General features: G+C 65.6%; 19 protein-coding genes and 2 pseudogenes. 8 read left to right on the top strand and 13 right to left on the bottom strand.

Going from position 1 to position 24,528, the window contains the following annotated elements; all coding sequences use genetic code 11:
* Positions 1 to 56: 56 nt before the first annotated feature.
* Positions 57 to 182, top strand: a pseudogene (locus BLM15_RS19705) (sugar ABC transporter ATP-binding protein); the annotation flags it as partial.
* 87 nt (positions 183 to 269) lie between these two features.
* Here BLM15_RS19705 and BLM15_RS19700 read toward each other — a convergent pair.
* From BLM15_RS19700 to BLM15_RS19690, 3 genes are all read right to left on the bottom strand, one after another.
* On the bottom strand, positions 270 to 632 hold the full coding sequence (locus tag BLM15_RS19700; RefSeq protein ID WP_164547581.1) for an SPW repeat protein: 363 nt from the start codon (positions 630 to 632) through the stop codon (positions 270 to 272).
* 202 nt (positions 633 to 834) lie between these two features.
* Positions 835 to 2,193: an esterase-like activity of phytase family protein gene (locus tag BLM15_RS19695; protein WP_126114346.1), complete on the bottom strand. Its 1,359-nt coding sequence runs from the start codon at positions 2,191 to 2,193 to the stop codon at positions 835 to 837.
* Between the two features lie 96 nt (positions 2,194 to 2,289).
* On the bottom strand, positions 2,290 to 2,736 hold the full coding sequence (locus tag BLM15_RS19690) for a tetratricopeptide repeat protein (RefSeq protein ID WP_126114345.1): 447 nt from the start codon (positions 2,734 to 2,736) through the stop codon (positions 2,290 to 2,292).
* Between the two features lie 103 nt (positions 2,737 to 2,839).
* Between BLM15_RS19690 and BLM15_RS31920 the strand changes: the two are divergent.
* A pseudogene (locus BLM15_RS31920) lies at positions 2,840 to 3,120 on the top strand (hypothetical protein); the annotation flags it as partial.
* A 62-nt stretch (positions 3,121 to 3,182) separates the two neighbouring features.
* On the opposite strand, the gene BLM15_RS19680 reads toward BLM15_RS31920, so the two are convergent.
* Positions 3,183 to 6,626: a class I SAM-dependent DNA methyltransferase gene (locus BLM15_RS19680; protein ID WP_126114344.1), complete on the bottom strand. Its 3,444-nt coding sequence runs from the start codon at positions 6,624 to 6,626 to the stop codon at positions 3,183 to 3,185.
* A gap of 141 nt (positions 6,627 to 6,767) precedes the next feature.
* Here BLM15_RS19680 and uvrB point away from each other — a divergent pair, with 141 nt between their 5' ends.
* From uvrB to BLM15_RS19665, 3 genes are all read left to right on the top strand, one after another.
* Positions 6,768 to 9,440: an excinuclease ABC subunit UvrB gene (uvrB, locus tag BLM15_RS19675; protein ID WP_126114343.1), complete on the top strand. Its 2,673-nt coding sequence runs from the start codon at positions 6,768 to 6,770 to the stop codon at positions 9,438 to 9,440.
* Positions 9,441 to 9,739: 299 nt separating this feature from the next.
* Entirely contained in the window at positions 9,740 to 10,441 is a 702-nt protein-coding gene (locus tag BLM15_RS19670; RefSeq protein WP_126114342.1) for a hypothetical protein, read from the top strand.
* Positions 10,442 to 11,336: 895 nt separating this feature from the next.
* Positions 11,337 to 11,675 (top strand): endonuclease domain-containing protein, encoded by a 339-nt coding sequence (locus BLM15_RS19665; RefSeq protein WP_126114341.1) that lies wholly within the window; start codon positions 11,337 to 11,339, stop codon positions 11,673 to 11,675.
* 814 nt (positions 11,676 to 12,489) lie between these two features.
* On the opposite strand, the gene BLM15_RS19660 is transcribed toward BLM15_RS19665, so the two are convergent.
* From BLM15_RS19660 to ugpB, 5 genes are read right to left on the bottom strand one after another with little or no spacing between them, the layout of a single operon-like run.
* Positions 12,490 to 13,569 carry a sn-glycerol-3-phosphate import ATP-binding protein UgpC gene (locus BLM15_RS19660; protein ID WP_126114340.1) on the bottom strand — a complete coding sequence of 360 codons (1,080 nt, stop codon included), beginning with the start codon at positions 13,567 to 13,569 and terminating at the stop codon, positions 12,490 to 12,492.
* Between the two features lie 7 nt (positions 13,570 to 13,576).
* A complete protein-coding gene (ugpE, locus tag BLM15_RS19655) occupies positions 13,577 to 14,425 on the bottom strand; it encodes a sn-glycerol-3-phosphate ABC transporter permease UgpE (RefSeq protein ID WP_126114339.1) in 849 nt (282 codons plus the stop codon).
* Positions 14,425 to 15,183: a creatininase family protein gene (locus BLM15_RS19650; RefSeq protein WP_126114338.1), complete on the bottom strand. Its 759-nt coding sequence runs from the start codon at positions 15,181 to 15,183 to the stop codon at positions 14,425 to 14,427. Before BLM15_RS19650 ends, ugpE begins: the two co-directional genes overlap by 1 nt.
* Positions 15,183 to 16,064, bottom strand: coding sequence for a sn-glycerol-3-phosphate ABC transporter permease UgpA (gene ugpA / locus BLM15_RS19645; RefSeq protein ID WP_126114337.1), 882 nt, complete (start codon positions 16,062 to 16,064; stop codon positions 15,183 to 15,185). The genes BLM15_RS19650 and ugpA overlap by 1 nt, the downstream gene beginning before the upstream one ends.
* Positions 16,065 to 16,123: 59 nt before the next feature.
* Complete coding sequence (ugpB, locus tag BLM15_RS19640; protein ID WP_126114336.1) at positions 16,124 to 17,440, bottom strand: sn-glycerol-3-phosphate ABC transporter substrate-binding protein UgpB; 1,317 nt, start codon at positions 17,438 to 17,440, stop codon at positions 16,124 to 16,126.
* A 202-nt stretch (positions 17,441 to 17,642) separates the two neighbouring features.
* Between ugpB and BLM15_RS19635 the strand changes: the two genes are divergently transcribed.
* Together BLM15_RS19635 and BLM15_RS19630 are read left to right on the top strand one after the other, a co-directional pair.
* Positions 17,643 to 18,821 (top strand): fumarylacetoacetate hydrolase family protein, encoded by a 1,179-nt coding sequence (locus BLM15_RS19635; protein ID WP_126114335.1) that lies wholly within the window; start codon positions 17,643 to 17,645, stop codon positions 18,819 to 18,821.
* Positions 18,818 to 19,840: a proline racemase family protein gene (locus BLM15_RS19630; protein WP_126114334.1), complete on the top strand. Its 1,023-nt coding sequence runs from the start codon at positions 18,818 to 18,820 to the stop codon at positions 19,838 to 19,840. The genes BLM15_RS19635 and BLM15_RS19630 overlap by 4 nt, the downstream gene beginning before the upstream one ends.
* 6 nt (positions 19,841 to 19,846) lie before the next feature.
* Here the strand turns inward: BLM15_RS19630 and BLM15_RS19625 are convergent, their stop codons facing one another.
* Positions 19,847 to 20,158, bottom strand: a complete 312-nt coding sequence (locus BLM15_RS19625; RefSeq protein WP_126114333.1) for a hypothetical protein — start codon at positions 20,156 to 20,158, stop codon at positions 19,847 to 19,849.
* 207 nt (positions 20,159 to 20,365) lie between these two features.
* Between BLM15_RS19625 and BLM15_RS19620 the strand changes: the two genes are divergently transcribed.
* Positions 20,366 to 22,072, top strand: coding sequence for a hypothetical protein (locus tag BLM15_RS19620; RefSeq protein ID WP_126114332.1), 1,707 nt, complete (start codon positions 20,366 to 20,368; stop codon positions 22,070 to 22,072).
* Here BLM15_RS19620 and thiE read toward each other — a convergent pair whose 3' ends face one another.
* Genes thiE through BLM15_RS19605 form a run of 3 tightly spaced genes read right to left on the bottom strand, consistent with a single transcriptional unit; the run spans position 22,073 to position 24,514 of the window.
* Entirely contained in the window at positions 22,073 to 22,741 is a 669-nt protein-coding gene (gene thiE, locus BLM15_RS19615) for a thiamine phosphate synthase (protein ID WP_126114331.1), read from the bottom strand.
* Positions 22,738 to 23,502 carry a hydroxyethylthiazole kinase gene (locus BLM15_RS19610; protein WP_126114330.1) on the bottom strand — a complete coding sequence of 255 codons (765 nt, stop codon included), beginning with the start codon at positions 23,500 to 23,502 and terminating at the stop codon, positions 22,738 to 22,740. The genes thiE and BLM15_RS19610 overlap by 4 nt, the downstream gene beginning before the upstream one ends.
* A 40-nt stretch (positions 23,503 to 23,542) precedes the next feature.
* Entirely contained in the window at positions 23,543 to 24,514 is a 972-nt protein-coding gene (locus BLM15_RS19605) for a HesA/MoeB/ThiF family protein (RefSeq protein WP_126114329.1), read from the bottom strand.
* Between the last annotated feature and the right edge of the window lie 14 nt (positions 24,515 to 24,528).

Genomic DNA, 24,528 nt, shown 5'->3' with positions numbered 1-24,528 from the left:
ATAGCCGGCGATCAAATTCCGCCTGGAACCAAACGGTACCCAGCAGATCAGCCATGCTGCACGACGTCTTCGATCTGGCCGATCGCGTCAGCGTGATGAAGAACGGCAAGGTGGTCGGCACTGCCCATGTCCGCGACGTCACCCAGGACGAGATCCTGGGCATGATCATCTCGGGCAAATGACCGCCCGGCGCCGTCGCCGGGCCAGGGGCGCTGCGGATTTAGGATCGTGTGGCCGGGTCCGCGGGCCTGGCGGACCCGGCCGGTCGTTCAGGCCGTGGCGTGCGGCTCGTGCCGGTAGTCCCAGACCGCCCAGGCCGAGACGGCGGCCGTCAGCAGGCCGAGCGTCAGATGCGTCCAGAACGCGGCGAAGTTGCCGGTGAAGCCGAGCATCCAGGGCGCGGCGATCAGCCAGAGGCCGAGCGCCAGGTTCACCCATTCCTCCCATTCGGCGAAGGCGGCGAGCGCCGCGATCGCGATCACGGCGAGAACGGCGCCGACCAGCCAGGCATTGCGGGTCGGCGCGGTGTCGGCCAGGAAGCCCATCATCCAGGGCGAGATGAACAGGAGTGCGCCGAGGATCAGGTTGAGCCAGTCCTGCGGACGTTTTCCATTCATATTCGCGGTCAACATGATCACCTCCATCGGTGAAGATCATCCAACCACGGCGCCTCACGCACGAGGCGCTTGGTCCAGCACATTATACGCCTGTCGCCGAAACAGCTCAAGGACTGGCCAATAAATGGACATGGCCGGCGTGAGCCGGCCATGGGGTACCTGACGACTTGACGCAGGTGAGTTTCGACTTCGCCGTGACTTTGGCGAGCCGAGCGGCTCACTTGGCCGCGAGCAGTTCCTTGACCGAGAGCAGCACCAGTTCGTTGTCGTCCGCCTTCTTCGGGTCGCGCGACGACGAGAACGGCAGGTTGTTGTCGTTGCCGACGACGATGATGCCACCCGCGAGATCGACCACATCGACGTTCTCGATGGTGAAGAACGGGAAGGGCAGCACGCCGTCGATCGCGCCCTGCTTCGCCTTCTTGTCGGGGTCGGCGATCTTCATCAGGTCGATATAGCCGACCTTGCGGACGGGCTTGCCGACATTGGCGTCGGTCATCTCGATCTTCACGATGCGCTTAAACTTGGCGAGGTCGTGGAAGCAATCCGGGCCCTTCTGGCCGGCGGCGCAGGCGCGGTCGGCAGTGCCTTCGCCGTTATCACGCTCGATGATCAGCGCGGTGGTGGCGTCGATCATGTTGAAGTCGCCGATGGCGAGGCCCTTCTGCTCGAGCGGGAAGAACCAGGAGCGGCCGGTCCACTTCTCGGCCTGGACGTCGAATTCGAGGATGCGCAGCACTTCCTTGCCGTCGACCTCTTCATTGCCCTTGGTCTCGGCGTTCCAGAGTGGGCCTTCCAGCAGCGGATAGAGGAAGCGGCCGTCCGGCGACTGCGCCATGCCCTCATAGCCCTTAGAGCGGCGGACATTGAACTCGACCGGCAGGTTCGGCGCGCCGGGCGTCGTCACGGCGTAATGGTCGGGCGAGCGGGCCGGCTTGCCGTCGACGGTCGTCTCGAACACGGCCTCGACCTTGCCGTTGGCGTCGACGCGGATCAGGTAGGGGCCGAACTCGTCGCCGATCCAGTATTTGCCGCCGATCGGCTGGATCGATTCCGGATCGAAATCGGCGCCGGTCAGGTAGCGCTTTTCGGTGCCCTCGTTGGCGATGCGGAACGGCACCTTCTTGTCGGGATCGTGCAGGAAGGTGGTCGCGGTGCGCTCGATCTTGCCGCCGGCAAAATCGGCCTTGAGCTTATGGAAGAACAGCATCGCGTCAGGCGAGTTCGCCTTGGCACCGAAACCGTTATCGGTCAGCACCAGGAACTCGCCATTCCCCAGCGAGCGGATGCCGGAAAAGCCTTGCACCGGCTGGCCGGCGAAGGGGGTGGAGAGGCCGGTCGGGCGGCCGCCCGAGGTGCCCATCACCGTGCCGACCTGCTCGATGCGCTTGCCCGGCGTGGTGAACTTGCCGGAGACCTTGAGGTCGGCTGGCGCATCGGCCGGTGCCGGGATGATGGTGTTGGCCGGCAGCAGGGCATGCCCGACCAGCTTGGCCGGGAACTCCTTCGGCGCATCCTGTGCGCCAGCGAGCATGGTCGATGAAAGCAGGAGGGCGGCGGCGAGGCGCAGACGCATGGCGTGGAGCTCCGGTTGCGGAAAAGCGGGACGACCCCGCTTCGCGTCCGCATCTTGCAGTCGCGCGACAACGTCGTGACGCTTGCGTGACGGGGCTTACTTCGCCTCTGCCGCCCGGATCGCCTGGTCGAGATCCTGCCACTCATGGCAGCGTCCGCAGAGTTTGGTCAGCTTCTCAAGATTGGCCTTGGCCGAGGCCATGTCGCCGGTCTCGATGAACCATTCGCCCTGATATTCCAGCGCCGGCAGATAGGTCGGATCGCGCAGCAGCGCCGCGTCGTAGAACTGCTTCGAGACCGGATAGTTCTTCAATTTGCGTTGTGAGAAGGCTATCCAGTTGAGCAGCACTGGCGAATCCGGCTGATGCTTCAGCAGGGTCATCAGCCTCTCGATCGCCGGCGCGTAATTCTTCTCCTCGATCCAGCGCCGCGCCTGGCGATAATCGGGATCCTCGTCGAGATAGGTCCAGTCGGGGCCGACCGCTTGTGCTGCGCCCGCGCAGACGAGCAGCGCCAGCGCGCCGCCGAAAAAGCCGCTCCGCATCCTCTCCTCCCTGATCTGCCGAAACCAAAGCATGGCCCCGGCGTTTCAACCAGCAGAGCATCCTCCGTTTCCATGACGAAGACGTTGCGCCCAAGGACGTAAGATGAGCATCGCCCATGTCGACCTGACGCCACCGCTGCGTGTCGCCGAGAACGCCGGCAAGGGCCTGCGCCTGCGCCGGGACTTCAATCGCGGCGGCACCGTGATCGGTGCCGCCCGGGCCCGCGACCTCAGCAACCGCCGCCGGCTCAGCGCCGAGACGATCGAGCGCATGGTCAGCTATTTCGCCCGCCACGCTCTCGACAAGCAGGCAAGGGCTTCGGCGACGGCAAGGCGCCTTCGGCCGGCTACATCGCCTGGCTGCTCTGGGGCGGCGACGAAGGCTGCGGGCCAGGCGCAAGATGGCCGAGATCGCCGGGCAGGGCGAGCGCAAACGGGCGTGAGGGTCAGCCGGTCGCCAGCAGCCGCCGCGCGAAGCTCCCGCCGCCATCGCCGGTCGAGACCTCGCCGACACGGTTGAGCGAAACGAGAATTCCATGCACGGCCGGCTTGATCCGGAGCCCTTGGTGAAAGCGCAGGGCGATCGCCCCTGCGTCGAGCGGTGAATCCGAGGCGGCCAGAATCGCGAGGACGGTTGCAACACGCTCGACCGGTTGGGTTGGAAAGCTTGGCTTGACGGCCGGCGTCGGCATGACCAGCAATTCCGCGGCTGCGATCTGCTCGCCCGCCGCTGCGTCCCGGCCAAAGCGTGGCCGCTGATAGTCTGGTCTGAGCCAGCGCACCTCGCCGTGCCTCTCCTCACGGGTCCTTTGGCGGTTCAGCCCGACGAAGGCCTCCAGGACCGCCTCCTCGCTGGCATAGGCCGGCAGCCCGTAGGCTGCCGCGACCGCGGCATCGATCGCGTCGTGATGCTCGTTCAGGATCAACACCAGGCCGCGATCGCGGATGTCGGTTTCAGCAGGCGAGAGCGGTGCGCCGGACAGGATCGTCTGACGGACATTGTAAAGCTTGGTCAACGTCAGGTCGGGATACTCGACCAACACCTGCTTGCGCAACGCATCGAGCGCCTCGGCCGGAGCACGGATGGCTTCCTTCTGGGCCTCGCTTGCATCGGGAAAAGGGAAGGGATCGAAGCAGCGGGATTTTGAGTAGCGTGGGTCGTTGCTGATGCCGAGCCAGCCCCCGGCGCGCACGGCCCAGGCGCAGTGGACGCGCGATGACAACACGCCGAGATGGAAGGCGTCGGACAGCGCGACTGCGACCAGCATGTTGTCCGGCAGGATGCTGGCATCGAGAAACTGGAAGACGCGGTGCTTGGCCGTCTCGACGGTGGCGATATAGCGCTGGAGACCGTCGAGAGCTGGGCGCAGCTCCTTGCGCGGTTCTCCAAAAACCCACCAGAGATCGCGATAAGATTGGCGGTTGTTGGCATCCCGGCCGATCGACTTGCCATGAGCGTCCTTTGCTTCCTTCACGGTAAGCTTGACGTGTTGATAGACCTCCGGAAATTGATCGCGCACCTCGTTCGCCGTCAGTCCGAACAGGTCGATCGTCATGACGTGGCGCGGGCGCGCAGTGAGGTCGCGGCCGTTGCGATAACAGCGGATATGGCTTTCCAATCCGGGTCGCCGGCCGAGGCCCAGAGCCTGCGCTTCGGCGAGCGTGACGAGGAAGCCGGAGCCGTGGAGCTTGACGCCCGGCGAGCAGAGCCCGCCATTCGCCAAAAGTTCCTGCGCCGAGGAGACGTCGGTTCCGATCGTCAGGTCGGCATTGATCCGCCCCTGCCGTTCGCCCAGCGCGATCTGCGGCTGGTCGCTGTCGAGCGCCGCTTCGAAGATCACCTTGCGTAGCCGCCCCTCATACCGGCCGGCCTCGGCGACGGTCATGGCGATACGCACCGCCGCCGTATCCTTGCCGACCTTGGTCCAGGGATGGTCGGGGATCGCCAGCAGCAGAGAGATCGGCTTCTTGCCGTCGAGATGGCGTTGAACCACGCGGCGCTGGAAGACCTGGGTGATCGAGTTCGTCGTCACCAGGCCGAAGCGCCTCAGCCTGGTACCAGGGCGCGTCAGCAATTCCGCTGCCCGATCCCACCAATACATCACATAGTCGGCGCTTTCGTTCATCTGGGGATGCGCCGCCCATAGCGCCTCGGCATAGAGACCGCCGAGCCGCGCGCGGATGTCCTTGCCACCGATGAAGGGCGGGTTGCCGACGATGAACTCGGCCTCTGGCCAGGCCGGTCGGCGTGGATTGGGCAGTACCTCCTTGCCGTCGCGCCATTGCGGTACCGGCCAGCCATCCCATTCGAGCACGGCGTCGCGCCGGTAGATATGGTCGAGCCGCTCCAGGATCGGCTCGCGCGGAGCGTAACCGCGCGTCCGGAAATGCCATTGCAGATGGCCGATCCAGAGGACGAGGTCGGCGATCGCGACGGCGCGGCGGTTGGTGTCCATGCCGAGGAACTGGTGCGGGCCGACATGGCGATCGGCGATGCCGCCGAGTCGCTCGCGGCTGCCGAGCTCGCCGGCGGCATCGAGCACCTCGCCTTCGAGCTTCTTCTTCAACTCCTGCGCGACATGCAGGAAGTTGCCGGTGCCGCAGCCGGGGTCGAGCACGCGCGTCTCGCAGAGCGTGCGATGGAACTCCTCGATCAACGCGAGCGCCCGCCGATGGTCTCTGGAATCGCGCGCCTGCTGGGCGGCGCCGAGCACATGGCGCCAGTCCTCGCGCAGGGGCGCGATCACCGTCTCGACCACCAGCCGCTCGACATAGGCACGCGGTGTATAGTGCGCCCCGAGCCGGGCGCGCTCGGCAGGATCGAGCGCCTGTTCCAGCATGGTGCCGAAGATCGAGGGCTCGACTCCTTTCCAATCGTGCTCGGCGGCGGCCAGCAATTCGCCGATCTCGGCCTTCTCCAGCGCGAAGACGCGGGCGTCCTCGAACAGCTTGCCGTTGAAGCGCCGCATCGTCGTGCGCAGCGTGATCGAGTAGCCGCCCTTGTCCATCACCCGCCAGAGCTCCTCGACCAGCGGCCGGAAGGCGCTCGGATTGTCGCGGCAATCGCGCAGCAGCGCCTTGAACGAATCCTTCGGGATCAGTTCGGCGTCCTCGGCGAACATCGTGAAGACGCAGCGCATCAGGAACAGCGCGACCTCTTCCGGATCATGTTCGCGCTCCAAGGCCTTGGAGACCGCTGCGAGCCGCTCGGCGATCTTGCGCGTCACGCGCGCCGCATACCGGTTCGGATCGAGCGTCAGCGGCTCCCGCCAGATCGCGGCCATACGCCGGCGCACCTCCGGCTCGCGCAGATCGTCGAGATAGACCCGGTAGCGCTGCCGGTCCGGGAACTGGACGTAGTTCTTTCCCTGGCCAGTGAAATCGGCATAGAGCTCGAAGCAGTGCCCGACATCGCAGATGATCAGGAAGGGCGGCCAGCCATGCGCCGCCGGCAGCGCCTTGGCATAGTCCTCGGCTTGGCGGCGGGCGTTGAGCATCAGCACGTCCCAGCCGCGATCGGCACCACGCCGCCCGCGAGGGCCGCAGGGCTCGGCCGGGACGAGGCTGCCCTGCGCCGGCAGGATTTCCTTGGTCTGGCCCTTCAGCCGGCTCTGCTTGGCCTCGAGCACGAAGCAGGATTTCTTGTAGAGGTCGATCCGCCCGGTCGTGGCCACACCTGACGGGTCGCGGAACTTTACCGGATACTCGAAGCGATAGGTCACCGCCTCGGCATCGCTGGTCGGTGGCAGCGGCGTCTCGACGCCGATCAGCCGGCAGAATTCGGTCAGGAACTGCGCGTAGGCCGCGCGCTCGGCCCCTTCCGAGGCGCGCCAGCGCGTAATGAAGGCTTCGACATCGTCGCCGCCCCCTCCGACCTCGCCCCCCGACATGGTCGCCGCCTTATGGTTGATTATTAGTTAATAATACAATTAATGCGGGCAGCGCGGTTGCTGTCAACTCCTGTCACCAGAATGGTGCTTTCGGCACCTCGCCCTCTCGCATCGGCCGCAAATCGCGCCCATATTCCGGCCATGCCCAAGAGCTCAGACACCACGCCCGACGCGACCTCCGCCAAGCCCAAGGCCGCAAAGAAATCCGCCGCGACCCGCACGCCCAATTCCAAGGCGACCAAGCCGGATCTCAAGCCGCTGGAGGGCTACCTCGCCGATTTGCTCAACCCGGCGATCAACCGCGGCAAGGCGGTTCCCGGCGGTGCGTCAGGCTTCAGCGACACGCCGCAGGCCGGCTATGAGGCGCGGCCGGGCGATGCCGGCGAGTCGAAGCCGCGCAAGCTCTCGAAGAAGGCCGATGCCGCCTTCGATCCCGACAGCGACAGCGCGGCATCGCTGACGGCGAAATCGCTGCAGGCGCTGCTCGAGACCGGCAGCCCGTTCATCGAGCCCGGCAAGCCCTGGACGCCGCACCGGCCCGAACGACCCGAGAAGTCGGAGGGCGGTGTGCGCTTCCGCATGCAGTCCGATTTCGAGCCGGCCGGCGATCAGCCGACCGCGATCGCCGACCTCGTCGACGGCATCAGGCGGCAGGAGCGCGACCAGGTGCTGCTCGGCGTCACCGGCTCGGGCAAGACCTTCACCATGGCGCAGGTAATCGAGAAGACGCAGCGCCCGGCGCTGATCCTGGCGCCGAACAAGACACTCGCCGCCCAATTGTACGGGGAATTCAAAAGCTTCTTCCCCGACAACGCGGTCGAGTACTTCGTTTCCTATTACGATTACTACCAGCCGGAGGCCTACGTCCCGCGCTCGGACACCTATATCGAGAAGGAGTCCTCGATCAACGAGCAGATCGACCGCATGCGCCATTCGGCGACGCGCTCGCTGCTCGAGCGCGACGACGTCATCATCGTCGCCTCGGTCTCCTGCATCTACGGTATCGGCTCGGTCGAGACCTATACGGCGATGACCTTCTCGCTGAAGCTCGGCGAGCGCATCGAGCAGCGCCAATTGATCGCCGACCTCGTGGCGCTGCAGTACAAGCGCACCCAGCACGACTTTTCCCGCGGCTCGTTCCGGGTCCGCGGCGATACGGTCGAGCTCTTCCCGGCCCACTACGAGGATCGGGCCTGGCGCATCGGCCTGTTCGGGGACGAGGTCGAGAGCATCTCCGAGTTCGACCCGCTGACCGGGCAGAAGACCGGCGAGCTCGAATTCATCAAGGTCTACGGCAATTCGCACTACACCACGCCGCGCCCGACGCTGAACCAGGCGGTCAAGTCGATCAAGCAGGAGCTCAAGGGCCGGCTCGACGAGCTCAACCGCATGGGCCGCTATCTCGAGGCGCAGCGGCTCGACCAGCGCTGCACCTTCGACATCGAGATGATCGAGGCGACCGGCTCTTGCAACGGCATCGAGAATTATTCGCGCTACCTCACCGGCCGCAAGCCGGGCGAGCCGCCGCCGACCTTGTTCGAATACCTGCCCGACAACGCCCTCGTCTTCACCGATGAGAGCCATGTCACCGTGCCGCAGATCGGCGCGATGTACAAAGGCGACTTCCGCCGCAAGGCGACGCTGGCGGAGTACGGCTTCCGCCTGCCCTCCTGCATGGACAACCGGCCGCTGCGCTTCGAGGAATGGGATGCGATGCGTCCGTCCTCGGTCCATGTCTCGGCGACGCCCGGCGGCTGGGAGATGGACCAGACCGGCGGCGTCTTCACCGAGCAGGTCATCCGCCCGACCGGGCTGATCGACCCGCCGGTCGAGATCCGCCCGGCCAAGCACCAGGTCGCCGACCTCCTCGACGAGGTCAAGGAGGTCTCCGCCAAGGGCTACCGCACCCTCGTCACCGTGCTGACCAAGCGCATGGCCGAGGACCTGACCGAGTACCTGCACGAAAACGGCGTGCGCGTGCGCTATATGCACTCGGACATCGACACGATCGAGCGCATCGAGATCCTGCGCGATCTGCGCCTCGGCGCCTTCGACGTGCTGGTCGGCATCAACCTGCTGCGCGAGGGCCTCGACATCCCCGAATGCGGCTTCGTCGCCATTCTCGACGCCGACAAGGAGGGCTTCCTGCGCTCCGAGACCTCGCTGATCCAGACCATCGGCCGCGCCGCCCGCAATGTCGACGGCAAGGTCGTGCTCTATGCCGACCACATCACCGGCTCGATGGAGCGGGCGATGGCCGAGACCAATCGCCGCCGCGAGAAGCAGGAGGCCTACAACGCGCAGCACGGCATCACGCCGCAGACGATCAAGCGCGCCATCGGCGACATCCTCGGCTCGGTCTATGAGCGCGACCACGTCACCGTCGACAAGGGCCTGGTCGAGGGGCCGGTCGCAGGCCACAACCTCAAGGCCGCGATCGCCGATCTCGAGAAGCGCATGCGCGAGGCCGCGGCCGACCTCGAATTCGAGACCGCCGCCCGGCTGCGCGACGAGATCAAGCGCCTGCAGGCGACCGAGCTCGCCATCGCCGACGACCCGCTCGCCCGCCAGAGCGATGTCGAGTCCTCGGCCGGCAAGTATCGGGGCGAGCGCAGCTACGGCGCCTCGGCCAACCTGCCGACCCGCGCCCGCAAGCCGACCGACGCCGATATGGGCCCGCACAACTGGGGCGGCGGCGAGGGGCGGCCGAAGGCGAGCGTGGCGCGGCCGAGGAAGCCGACGCTCGACGAGATGGGGCCGGTGCCGGAGGCGCGGCCGAAGGGGGCGGGAGAGAGACGGGGGAGGCGGAGGTAGCTCCCAACCATCTCTTACAATCGCCGCGAAATGGGATTCACAAATCACAGCGGCAGTGTTATTCACACCGCCGCTGGTCTTCTCTCGCTAGACGCCCACGCTAAGCCGCCGCACCCGTGCATGGGTCGGCGGCTTTCTCATTTTGCCCGTGCCGCGTCCGTGAGCATGACAACGGCAAGAGCGACCCTCCTGATTCGCATCTGAGTCTCCTTCGCCGTATCTCTGGCTCATCGGAGGAAGGTCGTCAATCCCCCGCCCTCAGTCGTCTGGAGGGCTTCCTGTGGAGAGGGGTATGTGATATGTCGCTGTCATGGGAAATGGGGTGTGCAATGCCGCCTGAAACAGACGTCCTTCTTACCATTGGTGACGTGCGCAGATGGATCGAGGAGCGCAAAAAGATCGAAGCGCGGCTCGACGAGCTCAATCGCCTAATAGCAGCGATTGAACTTATTCTGCCGCCCGAGGTGCTTGCTGGTGTTGCGCGAGATGAAAAGTCGGGTGAGCCATCGAAGATTGATTTACCTTCGTGGATTCGAAGTTTCCTGATCGCAGCTAATGAAATAGTTGCGTATCGAGATCTGATGATCGCTGCGGAGCGTTCCGAATTTGGCGATCGCGTACGGCGCAACGCCAATTCTGTTTACAACACTGTCTCACGTATGGTCGATCGGGGGGAGATTAAGCGGCAGGGTAAAGCCTTGATAGCGACCGACGTTTATGACCGGTTGATGACGAAAGGCGTCGATCCGTTCGCGGGGTATGAGGAAGAAGAAGCTGCGCCTGACATCGTAAAAAAGATTATAGCAGGTCGATCTGTGGGAAATGAGATGAGCACTTCAGATATGACGCAAGCTATACGTGCTCATCATACTTTAGGGCAAAAAATACAACGAAACCCTCAATACGGATATACGGTGCTCGCTCGAATGGTCAAGCGCGGACAGCTAGGCCGTAATGACGCGGGGTACTATGAAGTCGATGATGTGGAGAGCTCTGGATGACGGGAAATTTGTCTTTCGCGAACTAACTGCCTTCATTTTTGCATCGTTGCGAGCGGTCAAAGTGAGGGGATGATAGTGCGAAGTGCTACTCTTGCGCTGGTGGTGAGGCGCTCCTATCGGCTCTCCCATAGACATGTCGGTTCTATCCTCCCGCAATGACCGCCCGCTCCACCTTCGTTTACCCATTACCCGATTTCGAACGATTCACGCTCGATGCATGAGATGAAAGAAAGGCGTGGGGAACCCCTCTCCCGGATGGGAGAGGGGCAGGGGTGAGGGCCTGCCGCTGATTACTTGAATGCAACGGAGCCGCTGCGGCCCCAATCGGTGAGGGCAGGCCCTCATCCGGCGCTCCGCGCCACCTTCTCCCATCCGGGAGAAGGCTGGGGCGAGGTTCCGGCGCCTCGATGCAGTCTCGCCATTCGTACCCGAAGAGCCCCAGCGGCGAAGCGCGCGGGGAACCCCTCTCCCGGATGGGAGAGGGGCAGGGGTGAGGGACCGCCGCTGATTATCTGAATGCAACGGCGCCGCTGCGACCTTCTGCGGCAAGGGCAGGCCCTCATCCGGCGCTCCGCGCCACCTTCTCCCATCCGGGAGAAGGAAGGGACGAGGTTCCGGCGCCTCGATGCAGTCTCGCCATTCGTATCAGACGAACCCCGGCGGCGAAGCGCGCGGGGAGCCCCTCTCCCGGATGGGAGAGGGGCAGGGGTGAGGGCCCGCCGCTGATCGTCTGAACGCAACGGCGCCGCTACGGCCTTCTGCGGCGAGGGCAGGCCCTCATCCGGCGCTTCGCGCCACCTTCTCCCATCCGGGAGAAGGCAAGGTTGAGGTTCCGGCGACCCCTGTCACAGCGAGGCCGTTGCGGTTCTGGCGCTCGCCGAGGCATCCTCACCTTATGACCACCGAGCAACGCAGCTTCGCCCGCAGGCTGCGCCGGCGTGCGACGCCGGCCGAGGAGGTCGCGTGGGAACTGCTGCGCAATCGCCGGCTCGACGGCCTCCGGTTCCGGCGGCAGGTGCCGCTGCTCGGCTACACGGTTGATTTCGTCTGCATCGAGCGCCGGCTGATCGTCGAGCTGGATGGCGTCCAGCATGATCACGAGCGGAACTACGACGCGGCGCGGACCGAAGAGATCGAGCGGCACGGCTTTACTGTGCTGCGCTACGCCAATTGGCAGGTGCTCGATGATCGCGATGCGGTGATAGCGGCGATCAGGGCAACGTTGCGGGTTTAGGCGGGTGAACCGCGGGGAACCCTTCTCCCGGATGGGAGAAGGGCAGGGATGAGGGCCTACCCTATCCGAAATAAGTCGCAGCGGCGCCGTTGCGTTTCAGTAATCAGCGGCGGCCCCTCACCCCTGCCCCTCTCCCATCCGGGAGAGGGGTTCTCCGTTGCGGCTCCCGCGTCCAACGGGGATAGACCGCAATCTTATCCCCGCCCTCCGAACCTCCCGTATGATCGCGCGCATCCCATCCCCGAGGGGCGGCCAACCGGAGGCATGTCGTTTGGCGGGGTGGGTGCGGCGCCTGCGGGCGAGGGTTGCGCCTCGCTCCCGGGAGGCTTCGGGAACCGACCTGGGGGTACTACGGCCCCTGCGCGAGGAGCTCGCTAGCTGGACGGCCTGCCGATGACCAACCGCCCGGCCGCCGACGCGACGACCCGATGAGGGGCACTGGCGAAGGCGGCGGGCGGGATCGGCGGTGTGTCCGAATGAAGCGCGGCCCGGAGCTTAAAAATCGCCGATGGCGGAGCGCCACGGGGCGTGCGGGTGGTGGCTCAATCCATCCGCGCCGCTTCCGTAGCTCACGGAAGCGGATCACTAAACCAGCGCCTCGCGGCGCTCCGCTGCCCCTCTCATGCAAAACGCCCGCAGGATCAGCCTGCGGGCGGGGAAACCCCATGCGTCATTCTCGGGCGGAGCGCAGCGCAGACCCGAGAATCTCAGGACCAGAAGGCATTAGCGCCTCTTCCAGCCTGAGATGCTCGGGTCAAGCCCGAGCATGACGCGCGTATCAGCTCTTTGAAGAAGAGGCTCCCGCGCTCCGCTGTCAGCTCCGCCCGAGCCGCACGCCGCTTTCCGCGTCGAAGACGTGGACCTTGTCGGGGTCGACGGAGATCCAGAGCCGCCCGGGCTGGGCCGCGACCTCGCCGGTCGCCGCCTGCATCACGAAGGGCTTGCCGGCGAGCTGGCCGTGGAAGAGCTGGGTCGCGCCGAGCTCCTCGATGAACTCGACGTCGAAGGGCAGCGAGCCGGCGGCGCCCTCCGAGGCGATCTCGATGTCCTCTGGTCGCAGGCCGACCTCGACGGCGGTGCCTACGGCTAAATCCTCGCGCAGGTCGCGCGCTTGCAGCAGGGCATCGCCGAGCGCGATGATGCCGGCGCCGTCGACCTTGGCCGCCAGCAGGTTCATCGGCGGCGAGCCGATGAAGGTGGCGACGAAGCGGCTCGCCGGCTTGCGGTAGACTTCCGAGGGCACGCCGATCTGCTCGACCTGGCCGCCATTCATCACCACGAGCTTGTCGGAGAGCGTCATCGCCTCGACCTGGTCGTGGGTGACGTAGATCGCGGTGACGCCGAGGGCGCGCTGCAATTTCTTGATCTCGACGCGCATCTGCACGCGCAGCTTGGCGTCGAGATTGGAGAGCGGCTCGTCGAACAGGAAGACCTGCGGCTTGCGCACGATGGCGCGGCCCATGGCGACGCGCTGGCGCTGGCCGCCGGAGAGCTGGCGCGGGCGGCGCTGCAGGAAGGGCTCGATGGCGAGGATGCGCGCGGCTTCCTGCACGCGCTTGTCGATCTCGTCCTTGGGCGTGCCGCGGTTGCGCAGACCGTAGGCCATGTTGTCGTAGACGCTCATATGCGGATAGAGCGCGTAGTTCTGGAAGACCATGGCAATGTCGCGGTCGGCCGGCTCGACCTGGTTGACGACACGGCTGCCGATCGCGACCTCGCCGGCCGAGATCGTCTCGAGCCCGGCGACCATGCGCAGGAGGGTCGACTTGCCGCAGCCGGAGGGGCCGACGAGGACGCAGAAGCCGCCATCGGGGATGTCGAAGGAGACGCCCTTCACCGCCTCGACGCCGCCGGCATAGATCTTCTTGACGTTGTTGAGCGTGACCTGAGCCATAAGCGGGCTACTTCTCTGTCTCGACGAGGCCCTTCACGAAGAGCCTCTGCATGGCGATGACGACGAGGACCGGCGGCAACATGGCGAGCATGGCGGTCGCCATGGCCATCTGCCATTCGGTCAGGGCGTCGGAGGTGGTGATCATCTTGCGGATGCCGATCACGATGGTCTGCATCGAGTCCTTGGTCGTGATCAGCAGCGGCCAGAGATACTGGTTCCAGCCATAGATGAACTGGATGACGAACAGCGCCGCGATCGTGGTCAGCGACAGCGGCAGCACCGTGTCCTTGAAGAACTTGAACGGGCCGGCGCCATCGATCTTCGACGCCTCCAGCAGCTCGTCCGGGATGGTCATGAAGAACTGCCGGAACAGCAGCGTGCCGGTGGCTGAAGCGATCAGCGGCACGGCGAGGCCCTGATAGCTGTCGAGCATGCCGAGATCGGAGACGACCTTGAAGGTCGGGAAGATGCGAACCTCGACCGGCAGCATCAGCGTGACGAAGATGATCCAGAACGCCGCCATCCGGAACGGGAAGCGGTAATAGACGATGGCGTAGGCCGAGAGCACCGAGATGAAGATCTTGCCGAGCGCGATCGTCATCGCCATCACGAAGGAGTTGAACATCATGCTCGCCACCGGTTCGCGGGTCGAGCCGGAGGTGCCGACGAAGAGGATGCGGTAGTAGTTCTCGAAGAAGTGCGGGCCGGGATAGAGCGGCAATTGCCCGTTGATGATGGTGGCGTTGTCCCAGGTCGAGGCGACGAAGGTCAGCCAGACCGGAAAGGCGCAGATGAGCACGCCGATCGTCAGGATCACATAGGCGATCGCGTCGCCAAGACGGCGGTCCTCGACCATCAGCCCTGTCCTCCGCGGTCATTCAAAAGCTTCGCCAGCGCATCCGCCGCCGCGTCGAGGAAGGCGGTGCCCTTCGCCGGCGTCGCCTTGCGGGCATCGCCGATCACGCCGGTCTGCGTCATCTCGCGGAAGGGCTGGTAACGGCCGACGGTCGGGCGGGTCAGCGCCGTCAGGTCGGCATCCAGCATGCCGAACGCCTCGGCGAGTCGCTCGCTGCGGACAGTCTCCGGCGCCAGCACCATCATCATCGAGGTCTCGACCTCGCAGGCATGCAGCACGCTGACCTGGTCGTCCATGAAGGGCGCCATCGCCTCCTGCGCCAGCAGGAAATAGGTGGTGGCGCGGATCGAGAGCGAGGTCTCGCGGGCAAAGTCCGGCAGGAAGGCGGCGAGCGCGGCGATGTTGCCGCCATGGCCGTTGACGATAACCACGCGGTGGAAGCCGTGGCGCTCGATGCTCTTCAGCAAAGCGAGGAGGACGGCGCGATAGGTCGGGATGTCGAAGGTGAAGGTGCCGCCGAAGGCCATATGGTGCTCGGCCATGCCGCACCACAAGGTCGGCGCGACGACGACCTCGACATCGTCGGCGCGCTCGGCTGCCAGCTTGCAGACGCCGCCGCACAGGATGGTGTCGACGCCAACCGGCAGATGCGGGCCGTGCTGCTCCATCGAGGCGACCGGCAGCACGACGACGGCATCTTTCGCCGCCTTCTCGCGCAACTCCTCGGCGGTGAGCTCCTGCCAGAGTACGGAGCCCATCAGTAGTTCACCTTCCGCTCGATGAAGCGGAACTGGAAGGCGGTCATGCCGATCACCATGATCAGCAGGATCACCGATTGCGCCGCCGAGCCGCCGAGATTGGTGCCGCCCTTGCCGTCGGAATAAACCTTGTAGACCAGCGTCTCGGTCGCGCCCGAAGGCCCGCCGCCGCTGATGGTGTCGATGATGCCGAAGGTGTCGAAGAAGACATAGACGAGGTTGACGACGAGCAGGAAGAAGGTCGTCGGAGAGAGCAGCGGGAAGACGATGGTCCAGAAGCGCCGCATCGGCCGGGCGCCATCGATCACCGCCGCCTCGATCACGCTCTTCGGGATCGACTGCAGGCCGGCGAGGAAGAACAGGAAATTGTAGGAGATCTGCTTCCAGGTCGCGGCAAGGATGACCAGCGTCATCGCGTCATTGCCGTTGAGGCGTGGGTTCCAGGCGACGCCGAGCGATTGCAGCCCGCGTGCCAGCATGCCGAGCGAGGGATCGAACATGAAGATCCAGAGCACCCCGGCGATGGCGGGCGCGACCGCATAAGGCCAGATCAGCAGCGTCTTGTAGATCTCGGCGCCGCGGATCTGCCGGTCGGCCATCACCGCAAAGAGCAGCGCCAGCGAGAGCGAGAGCAGCGCGACGAAGACCGAGAAGATGCCGGTGTTGATCAGCGCCTTGTAATATTCCGGCTTCGAGAACAGGTCGCGATAGTTCTCGAACCAGACGAACTCGGTCGAGATGCCGAAGGCGTCCTGCAGCAGGAAGCTCTGCCAGACGGCCTGGCTCGCCGGCCAGTAGAAGAAGACGACCGTGATCGCAAGCTGCGGCAGGAGCAGCAGCAGCGGGATCGTCAGCCCCTTGAAGTGAGCATATTTCTGCATCGGCCAGCCCGGCGGGAAAGAAAGGCCGGGACGAAACGTCCCGGCCCTCGATCGTCTCTTTACTTGGCGGTGCGCTCGAACTGGCGCAGCGCCTGGTTGCCGCGGTCATTGGCCGCGTCGAGCGCCGCCTTCGGCGTCTTCTGGCCGTTCAGCGCAGCCTCGATCTCCTCCGACCAGATGTCGCGGATCTGGACCAGGCCGCCGAAGCGGACGCCGCGCGAGTTATCGGTCGGCTCCTTGTTGTTGAGCTCGAGCAGCGGGGTCTCGAGATAGGGGTTCTGCTTGTAGAAGCCCGAAGCCTTGACCTTCTCATAGGCCGCCTTGGTGATCGGCAGATAGCCCGACTCGGTGTGCAGCTTCACCTGCCGGTCGACATCCGAGAGGAAGGTGAAGAACTTGGCGACGCCCTTGTACTCGTCGGCCTTCTTGCCGCCCATGACCCAGAGCGAGGCGCCGCCGATGATCGAGTTCTGCGGCGCGCCGGCGACATCCGGATAATAGGGCATCGGCGCGTTCGACCAGTCGAACTTGGCGTTGGCCTTGACGTTGCCGAAGAAGGCCGAGGAGGTCAGGAAGAGCGGGCATTCGCCCGACGTGAAGCGGCCCTCGCCGGTGTTGGTGCGGCCGGAATAGGAGAACACGCCTTCCTTCTGCAGGTTGGCGAGATTGGTCAGGTGCTTGACGAAGAGATCGCTATTGATGCGGAACTCGGTGTCGAAGCCGTCGAAGCCGTTGGCCTTGGTGCCGACCGGCACGTTGTGCCAGGCGCCGAGCTGCTCGATGTTCGCCCAGGTCGTCCAGGCGGTCGAGAAGCCGCACTTGTCGAAGCCGGCGGCCTTCAGCTTCTTGGCGGCCTCGAAGACTTCCGGCCAGGTCTTCGGCGGGGCTTCCGGCAGGCCGGCCTTCTTCAGCGCGTCCTTGTTGTACCACATCACCATCGAGGACGAGTTGAACGGGAAGGAGAGCATCTCGCCCTTCGTCGTCGAATAGTAGCCGGTGATCGCTGGCAGATAGCTCTTCGGGTCGAAGCTTTCGCCGGCGTCCTTCATCACGTCGGCGACAGGCTTGATCGCACCCTTAGCCGACATCATCGTCGCGGTGCCGACTTCGAAGACCTGCATGATGTGCGGCGCATTACCGGCACGGAAGGCGGCGATGCCGGCGTTCAGCGTGTCGGGGTAGGAACCCTTATAGGCGACGACGACCTTGTAGTCCTTCTGCGAGGCGTTGAACTCCTCGGCCAGCTTGACGACGACGTCGTTGTTGGCGCCGGTCATGGCGTGCCACCACTGGATTTCGGTCTGCGCCAGAGCCGGCGAAGCAGCGGCGAGCGCGAACGCGCCGACCGCGGTCAGGGTCTTCAATTTGAAGGTCATGATCAGCTCCCTCTAAGCCCCCGATATGCGCGGGCGTTCTTGTCGTTGGTGCGCAAGCTAGCATGAAGCCGGGGCGACAGTTCAATGACAAAACGATGACATTTCCGCCCCGCTGTGGACGCGCATCCGCGCACTTGCGATTTTCCGCGGAAGCGGCTGTTCTTCCCGCCCTTTCTGTACACTGCACACAGTCGGATCAGCCATGCCCTCGCTCTCGCTCACGCCCGCCAACACATTGCCGGCCGATGCCGGCCGCGCCGCGCTGGCGGGCCGGATCTGGCGGCCGGATCTCGCCGGGCCGTCGGTGGTTAAGCTGAAGGGCGACGAGGTCATCGACGTCACCGCGACCTTCCCAACCATGCGCGATCTCTGCGAGACGGCCGATCCGGCAGTAGCTTTGCGCGCAGCAGACGGCGAAAGCTTGGGCTCGCTTGCCGATCTTCTCGCCAACAGTTCGGTGACCGCCCGCAATGACGGCAAGCCCTGGCTGCTCGCTCCGGTCGACCTGCAGGCGGTCAAGGCCGCCGGCGTCACCTTCGCCGTCTCGATGCTCGAGCGCGTCATCGAGGAGAAGGCCCGCGGCAACCCGGCGGCCGCCGCCGAGATCCGTGCCGAGATCGGCAAGCTCATCGGCGACGATCTCTCCAAGCTCAAGCCCGGCTCGCCCGAAGCGATGAAGCTGAAGGAGGTGCTGATCGCCCAGAACAGCTGGAGCCAGTATCTCGAGGTCGGCATCGGGCCGGACGCCGAGATCTTCACCAAGGCGCCGCCGATGTCGGCGGTCGGCACCGGCGCCGATGCCGGCCTGCATCCGGGTTCGAGCTGGAACAATCCCGAGCCGGAGATCGTGCTCGTCGTCGCCTCGGATGGCCGTATTGTCGGCGCCAGCCTCGGCAACGACGTCAATCTGCGCGATTTCGAGGGCCGCTCGGCGCTGCTTCTGGGCAAGGCCAAGGACAACAATGCGGCCGCCGCGATCGGCCCGTTTATCCGCTTCTTCGACGGCGACTTCTCGCTCGACCATGTCCGCAGGACGACAGTGAGCCTCACCGTCGAGGGCGAGGATGGCTTCACGCTGGAAGGCTCGTCCTCGATCGCCATGATCAGCCGCGACCCGGCCGATCTCGCCGCGCAGATGCTCGGCCCGCACCACCAATATCCGGACGGGGCGGTGCTCTATCTCGGCACCATGTTCGCGCCGATCAAGGATCGCGACTCGGTTGGCGGTGGCTTCACCCACAAATACGGCGACATCGTCACGATCGCTGCCCCCGAGCTCGGCGCGCTGGTGAACCGGATGCGCCGCACCGACGAGTGCGAGCCCTGGCGCTTCGGCGCCTCGCATCTGATGCGCAACCTCGCCAAGCGCGGGCTGCTGTGACGCGGCTCGCCTACATCGACTACCACACCTGCGGTGAGCCGGTGCGTATCGTCACCGGTGGGTATCCCACGCTCACTGGCGCGGCGATCCTCGACAAGCGCCGGCAGGCCCGCGAGCGCTACGATCATTTGCGTCGCGCAATGATGCTGGAGCCGCGCGGACATGACGGCATGTATGGCGTCATCCCGGTCGCGGCGAGCCATCCGGAAGCGGCCTTCGGCGTGCTGTTCACGCACAACGAGGGCTATTCGACCATGTGCGGCCACGCGACCATCGCGCTTGGCCGCTATGTGATCGAGCAGGGATTGGTGAAGGCCGTCGAACCGGTGACCCGCTTTGCCATCGAGGCTCCCTGCGGCCTGCTGCGCCTTGCCTGCGAGGTCGAGGATGGCAAGGTCGGCGACGTCAGCTTCGAGAGCGTGCCGGCCTTCGTCGAGGCACGCGATCTCGTTGTCCCGGTGCCCGGCTATGGCGATGTCAGCACCGACATCGCCTATGGCGGCGCCTATTATTGCATCCTGCCGGCCGCTCGCTTCGGGCTCGACCTGATGCAGACACCGGTGGAGGAGATCGTCGCGGCGGCAGGCGCGCTGACCGACCAGGTCCGCGCGACGCTCAACATCACGCACCCGACCGAGCCGGATCTCGGCTTCCTCTATGGCACGATCGTCACCGACGAGGCCGGGCCGGATCAGGACAGCTTCAATCTCTGCGTCTTCGCCGAGCGCCAGATCGATCGTTCGCCGACCGGATCGGGCGTCACCGCCCGGATGGCGCTCGATCATGCCAAGGGGCTGATCCCTGCCGGCCAGAGCCGCAGGATCCGCAGCATCACCGGCGGCACCTTCACCGGAAGGGTGATCGGCCCAGTCGACTTTCCGGCCGCGGGTGCGGTTAAGGTCGAGGTCGGTGGCCGCAGTCATCTTTCCGGCGAAGGAAACTTCGTCATCGAGGCCGACGATCCGCTCGGTCACGGCTTCACACTGCCGAGACACTTCGCGGAGATCGCAGGCTCCTGAGCCGGCTCAATCCGGTTGGCGAAAGTTCAGGACGATCTCGCGCCAGCGCGGATAGAGCGCACCGTGCCGCTTCAGCCCGTCATAGGGCGCGCAGCGGATGACCGCCCGCCTTGCGCTCTCGGCCAGAAGCGCCACACCCGCCTTCAAGGGCTGATCGAGTACGACCGGCGCACCAATCAACCCACCATCGCGGTCGAGCTCGAACCGAATACGCACGATCGTGCCCGTCGGCGCTGCTGCCGGCGGAACGTTCCAGCACGCGGTGACCTTGTCGTGCACGTAGCGAACGGCATCCGCAAAGGCGCGGTCCTGCGCCACGACGGGAGTCGTTACGGCCAACACCAAGGCAAAGCCAAGGAGCATGGTCCGGAGTAGCGGCGAGCGTGCGAACTGTCTTGCCACCGAATGACCTCGCAAACCCCGGAAACAGCCAGCCTGTTGGAGGTAAACCCGCTTTTCATCTTGTCGGGAAGGAGCGTGGTAAGATTTTGTCGCTACCTTGCCGTGCGTGACGGTGGAACGACCATGAGCGCGAGTACGGACCAGCCGGTCGCCACGGGAGCCGCGAAGGCGCTCGTCGCCACGCGCCTTTGGGCCAGTCCCGCGATCTGGCTCGCGGCCTTCGTTGCCTTCGTCTTCGTCGGCCTCCTGCTGCCGCTGCGCCTGCCGCTCGGGTCGTATTACTGGGACACGGCGGTCTATTTCGACGCCGCCCAGCGCATTCGCGAGGGCCAAGTCCCCAACATCGACTTCTTCGCCCCGGTCGGCCCGCTCGGCTATTATCTCGTCGCGGGTCTCGACCGGCTGTTCCCGAACGCCCATCCGTTGCTGACCGCGAACTGGGGTCTGCTGCCGATCACGCTGCCGCTGCTGGCGATCCTCGTCTTCCATGTCGCACGATCCTCACGCGGGCTCGCGCTGGCGCTGCTGCTGCCCTTCCTGCTTTTCGCCTCGCTGCCGATCAACCTGCACGAGGTCTATCCGCTGCCGGGCTTCGACGGCTACGGCCATTACAACCGGCATGTCGCGCTGCTGCTCTATGTCCTCGTCGCCGTGCTGATGTTCGCGCGCAATCGGTCGCTGACGATCTGGCTCGTCGCGGCGCTGATGCTGACGCTGTTCCTGGTCAAGGTCACCGGCGCCGTCGCCGGGGCGATGTTTGTCGGCTATGCCGTCCTGACCGGGCGGATGCGCCTTCGCGATGCCTGCCTTGCCGCCGCCGCAACGATCGGGGCCCTCGCTTTCATCGATCTTGCGACCGGCGGGCTGACCCGAGCCTATATCGACGACATCCTGACCCTGCTCAAGCTCAACACCGACGCACTGCTGCCGCGCTTCCTGACGGTCGCCTCATTCAAGTTCGAGGTGATCGGGCCAACGCTCGTCCTCATCTGCCTGCTCGCCTATGCCGCCTGGCGGACGCGGTTGGCGGGCCTGGCGGCCTGGCTGCGGGAGTTCGCGATCTCACCGGCGGGCTGGCTCGCCATTGCTTTGCTGGCGCTCACCTTCTTCGAGACGCAGAACACCGGCAGCCTCGAATTCATCGGGCTCTGGCCGATCCTGCTCGCCCTCCTGCTCGACTGGCGCCGGCGCAACGACAGCCTGCGGCGCGCCGTGCTGCTTCTGATCTGCGTCATTGCGGCGCCCTCGGCCGTGAACTTCATCGAACGCAGCGCCCGCGCCACGCTCGGTGCGCCGACCTATCTCCCACTTGAAGTCGACGATGTCGGCAAGCTCGGACGGGTCAGCGTCAAGCCCGATATCGCGGAGCGGGCGCCGATCATGCTGCAGCATTACGCCAGCCATCAATCGGCCTATGCTGATCTCGCCGCGACGGGCCAGCAGCCCTCGCTGACCCTTTACTCCGAGATCGACCACCACGCGATCTGGCTGCTCGAGATCGAGCAGGCCATCGTCGCAATCGAAGCCTGGGAGCATGCCAACCAGCGCATGTTCAACGGCATCTTTACGCTCGATTTCGTCGATGTGCTCAATTACCTCCTCGACCGTCGGCCGCCGCGCCATCTCCCGATCGGCATCGATCCGACCCGGAGCAATCCGAAGCTCGATACGGAAATGATCGAGAGCTTGCGCCAGACTGATGCGATCCTGGCGCCAAAATGTCCGCTGACCTCGATCCGCGCGGCGATCCTCAAGCACTTCGCCCGGGCGCTCGAGGGCCGCAACAAGGTCGCGCTGGCGCCTTGCTGGGACCTGTACGTAAAGCCCTGATCAGGCGCTCGCGGCAACCCGCTGCGACAGGGCGGTCTCGACCGAAAGCCGGAGGTCTCGCGCCGCAGCTGCGATGTCGTCACCACCGAACAGCGCGCCGATCACGGCAACGCCATCGGCTCCCGCCGCAATGACCGAGCCCGCATTGGCGGCGGTGATGCCGGCGATGGCGCCGACCGGCAAGGCACCGAGGACGCGCGCGGCCGCCTGGCGTAGGCTCAAAAGCCCGTCCAGCCCGAGCGGCGCGTCGGTATTATCCTTGTGCGCTGTCGGGAAGACACCGCCGATGCAGGCATAGTCGATCTTCGCGGAAGCGAGTTCGGGCAGCTCCCCCGCATGCTTCAGCGTCGCGCCGATGATGGCGCGCGGCCCGAGCAGGCGGCGGGCATCGACCAGCTTCATGTCGTCGGCGCCGAGATGGACGCCGTCGGCGCCGGAGGCGAGTGCGACGTCGACGCGGTCGTTGATCAGCAGCGGTACATTGGTGCCGTGCAGGGCCGAGCGGATGGCGCGCGCCTCGCGCACCATTTCGCGCGTCGTCTCGGTCTTGGCGCGCAACTGGATCAATGTCGCGCCGCCCTCGACCGCCGCGCGCGCCATGTCGGCCATGGAACGGCCATTGGCGATCTGAGGATCGACGATGCCGTAGAGGGTGATGTCGACGCTCATCGTCCGGTTTCCATTCGTGCAGCTAGCGTCGCCGCATCCATCGCTGCGACCGCGTCGATCAACTCGACTTCGAAGCTGCCCGGCCCGCGGCAACGTTCGGCAGCGATTTCGCCGGCAATGCCATATGCGGTCAAGGCCGCCGCCGCCGCGACTGCCTTGTCGGCCTCGACGGCACAGCAGGCCGCGATCAACGCGCCGGCGGCGCAGCCGATGCCGGTGACCTTCGTCATCAGCGGGTGGCCATGCGCGACGGAGAAGTTCGCCGTGCCGCTCTCGATGCGGTCGACCTTGCCGGTGGTGACCCGGGTGACGCCCTCCGCAGCCGCGAGATCGAAGGAAAGCGCCGCCATCTCGGTGGCGTTGCCGCGCACGAGAATGTCCGGCAGGCGCAGCACCTGTCCGGCGATATGTCGGCGCAGCGGTGAGAGCTCGACGAAGACCGGGTCGAAGACGACAGGCTTGCCGCGATCGCGCGCCACTTCGAGCAGCTTGGGGATGGCGAGCTCGCTCTCAGCATTGATCGTGCCGATATTGATCAGGATCGCGCCGGCGCCCTCCGCCATCGCCGCGACCTCGTCGACATGGATCGCCATCGAGGGGATCGCGCCGAAGGCCAGCAGCATATTGGCGGTGATGTTCTGCGCCACGGTGTTGGTGAGGCATTGCACCCGTGGACGGGTCTGCGCCACACGGGCGAGAACATCGGCGACCTCCTCAGGCCCCAAAGTCCGCATCGACGCCTTCAAGGTGGTGCTCGTCATCTCGCTTCCGTCGGTTTCACCAAGGGATATGGGAACGGGTCTAGCCCAGCGCCATCAGCGCAAGGTCGGTGGCCCCACGTGCGCTGAGCCGGCCGGCGGCACGCGCCGCCCTGATACCACTGCGACAGCAGAGCACGATGCGCCGGCCGTCAGCGTCATCCAGCGACAAGCGATCGATCTCCTCGACCGTGAGTCTGATGGCGTCCGGAGAAGCCGCGATCGGTGCCTCCTCGAGCCCGCGCAGCTCGACCACGATATCGCTGGCGGCGAGTTGCGAGGACGCGATGAAGGGAAAAGAACCTGCAAGCGGTTCCGGGGCTCCGGCAAAGGAAAAACCGCCGAAGGCGAGGCGACGCGCGTCGAAGCTTATCAGCCGGCCGAGCGGCGATGGCTCCAGGCCCAGTGCCAGCAGCAACGTCATTTGCGCCTGGAGCAGGCCGAGTGTGGCGACCGCCGGACCGAGCACGCCGGCCGTGGCGCAATCGCCGGCGCGCGCCGGCATTTCGGGGAAGACCGCGCGATAGCTCGGCCCGCCGCCGCAGAAGGCGCCGACATAGCCGGCAAGGCCGACGATCGATGCGCTGACCAGCGGCTTGCCGGCGTCATGGCAGGCATCGCTCAGAACATAGGTCGCGGCAAAACTGTCGGCGGCGTCGACGACGATATCGGCTCGCGCCACCAGCTCCGCGACATTGTCTGGCGCGAGCCTGAGCGCCACCGCCTCGACCTCTACGCCGGGATTATAGGCAACGAGCGCTGCCCGCGCCGCCTCGACCTTCAACCGCCCGACATCGCCCATCCGGTAGAGCGGCTGACGATGCAGATTGCTTTCCTCGACCCGGTCGGGATCGACCAGCAGCACCCGGCCGATGCCGGCGCCGACGAGATAGGACGATACCGGACAGCCCAGCCCGCCGGCCCCGACGACGAGGACCCTGGCGCGGGCCAGCCGCGCCTGCCCTTCGGGGCCGACCTCCGGCAGCACGATCTGGCGGGCATAGCGATCGGTCATGGTTCTCTCCCTCG

Source organism: Bosea sp. Tri-49 (assembly GCF_003952665.1).
In the GTDB taxonomy this organism is placed as follows: Bacteria; Pseudomonadota; Alphaproteobacteria; order Rhizobiales; family Beijerinckiaceae; genus Allobosea.
This window is presented reverse-complemented; position numbering and strand designations above follow the sequence as displayed.

Bases quoted from the DNA above. Each gene is read 5' to 3' on its own strand.
- BLM15_RS19610 (WP_126114330.1), bottom strand. From the start codon at position 23,502: ATGACGAGCACCACCTTGAAGGCGTCGATGCGGACTTTGGGGCCTGAG.
- BLM15_RS19670 (WP_126114342.1), top strand. From the start codon at position 9,740: ATGTCGCTGTCATGGGAAATGGGGTGTGCAATGCCGCCTGAAACAGAC.
- BLM15_RS19635 (WP_126114335.1), top strand. From the start codon at position 17,643: ATGCCCTCGCTCTCGCTCACGCCCGCCAACACATTGCCGGCCGATGCC.
- BLM15_RS19695 (WP_126114346.1), bottom strand. From the start codon at position 2,193: ATGCGTCTGCGCCTCGCCGCCGCCCTCCTGCTTTCATCGACCATGCTC.
- BLM15_RS19700 (WP_164547581.1), bottom strand. From the start codon at position 632: ATGTTGACCGCGAATATGAATGGAAAACGTCCGCAGGACTGGCTCAAC.
- BLM15_RS19665 (WP_126114341.1), top strand. From the start codon at position 11,337: ATGACCACCGAGCAACGCAGCTTCGCCCGCAGGCTGCGCCGGCGTGCG.
- thiE (WP_126114331.1), bottom strand. From the start codon at position 22,741: ATGAGCGTCGACATCACCCTCTACGGCATCGTCGATCCTCAGATCGCC.
- ugpA (WP_126114337.1), bottom strand. From the start codon at position 16,064: ATGCAGAAATATGCTCACTTCAAGGGGCTGACGATCCCGCTGCTGCTG.
- BLM15_RS19690 (WP_126114345.1), bottom strand. From the start codon at position 2,736: ATGCGGAGCGGCTTTTTCGGCGGCGCGCTGGCGCTGCTCGTCTGCGCG.
- BLM15_RS19650 (WP_126114338.1), bottom strand. From the start codon at position 15,183: ATGGGCTCCGTACTCTGGCAGGAGCTCACCGCCGAGGAGTTGCGCGAG.
- BLM15_RS19620 (WP_126114332.1), top strand. From the start codon at position 20,366: ATGAGCGCGAGTACGGACCAGCCGGTCGCCACGGGAGCCGCGAAGGCG.
- ugpE (WP_126114339.1), bottom strand. From the start codon at position 14,425: ATGGTCGAGGACCGCCGTCTTGGCGACGCGATCGCCTATGTGATCCTG.
- BLM15_RS19605 (WP_126114329.1), bottom strand. From the start codon at position 24,514: ATGACCGATCGCTATGCCCGCCAGATCGTGCTGCCGGAGGTCGGCCCC.
- ugpB (WP_126114336.1), bottom strand. From the start codon at position 17,440: ATGACCTTCAAATTGAAGACCCTGACCGCGGTCGGCGCGTTCGCGCTC.
- BLM15_RS19680 (WP_126114344.1), bottom strand. From the start codon at position 6,626: ATGTCGGGGGGCGAGGTCGGAGGGGGCGGCGACGATGTCGAAGCCTTC.
- uvrB (WP_126114343.1), top strand. From the start codon at position 6,768: ATGCCCAAGAGCTCAGACACCACGCCCGACGCGACCTCCGCCAAGCCC.
- BLM15_RS19660 (WP_126114340.1), bottom strand. From the start codon at position 13,569: ATGGCTCAGGTCACGCTCAACAACGTCAAGAAGATCTATGCCGGCGGC.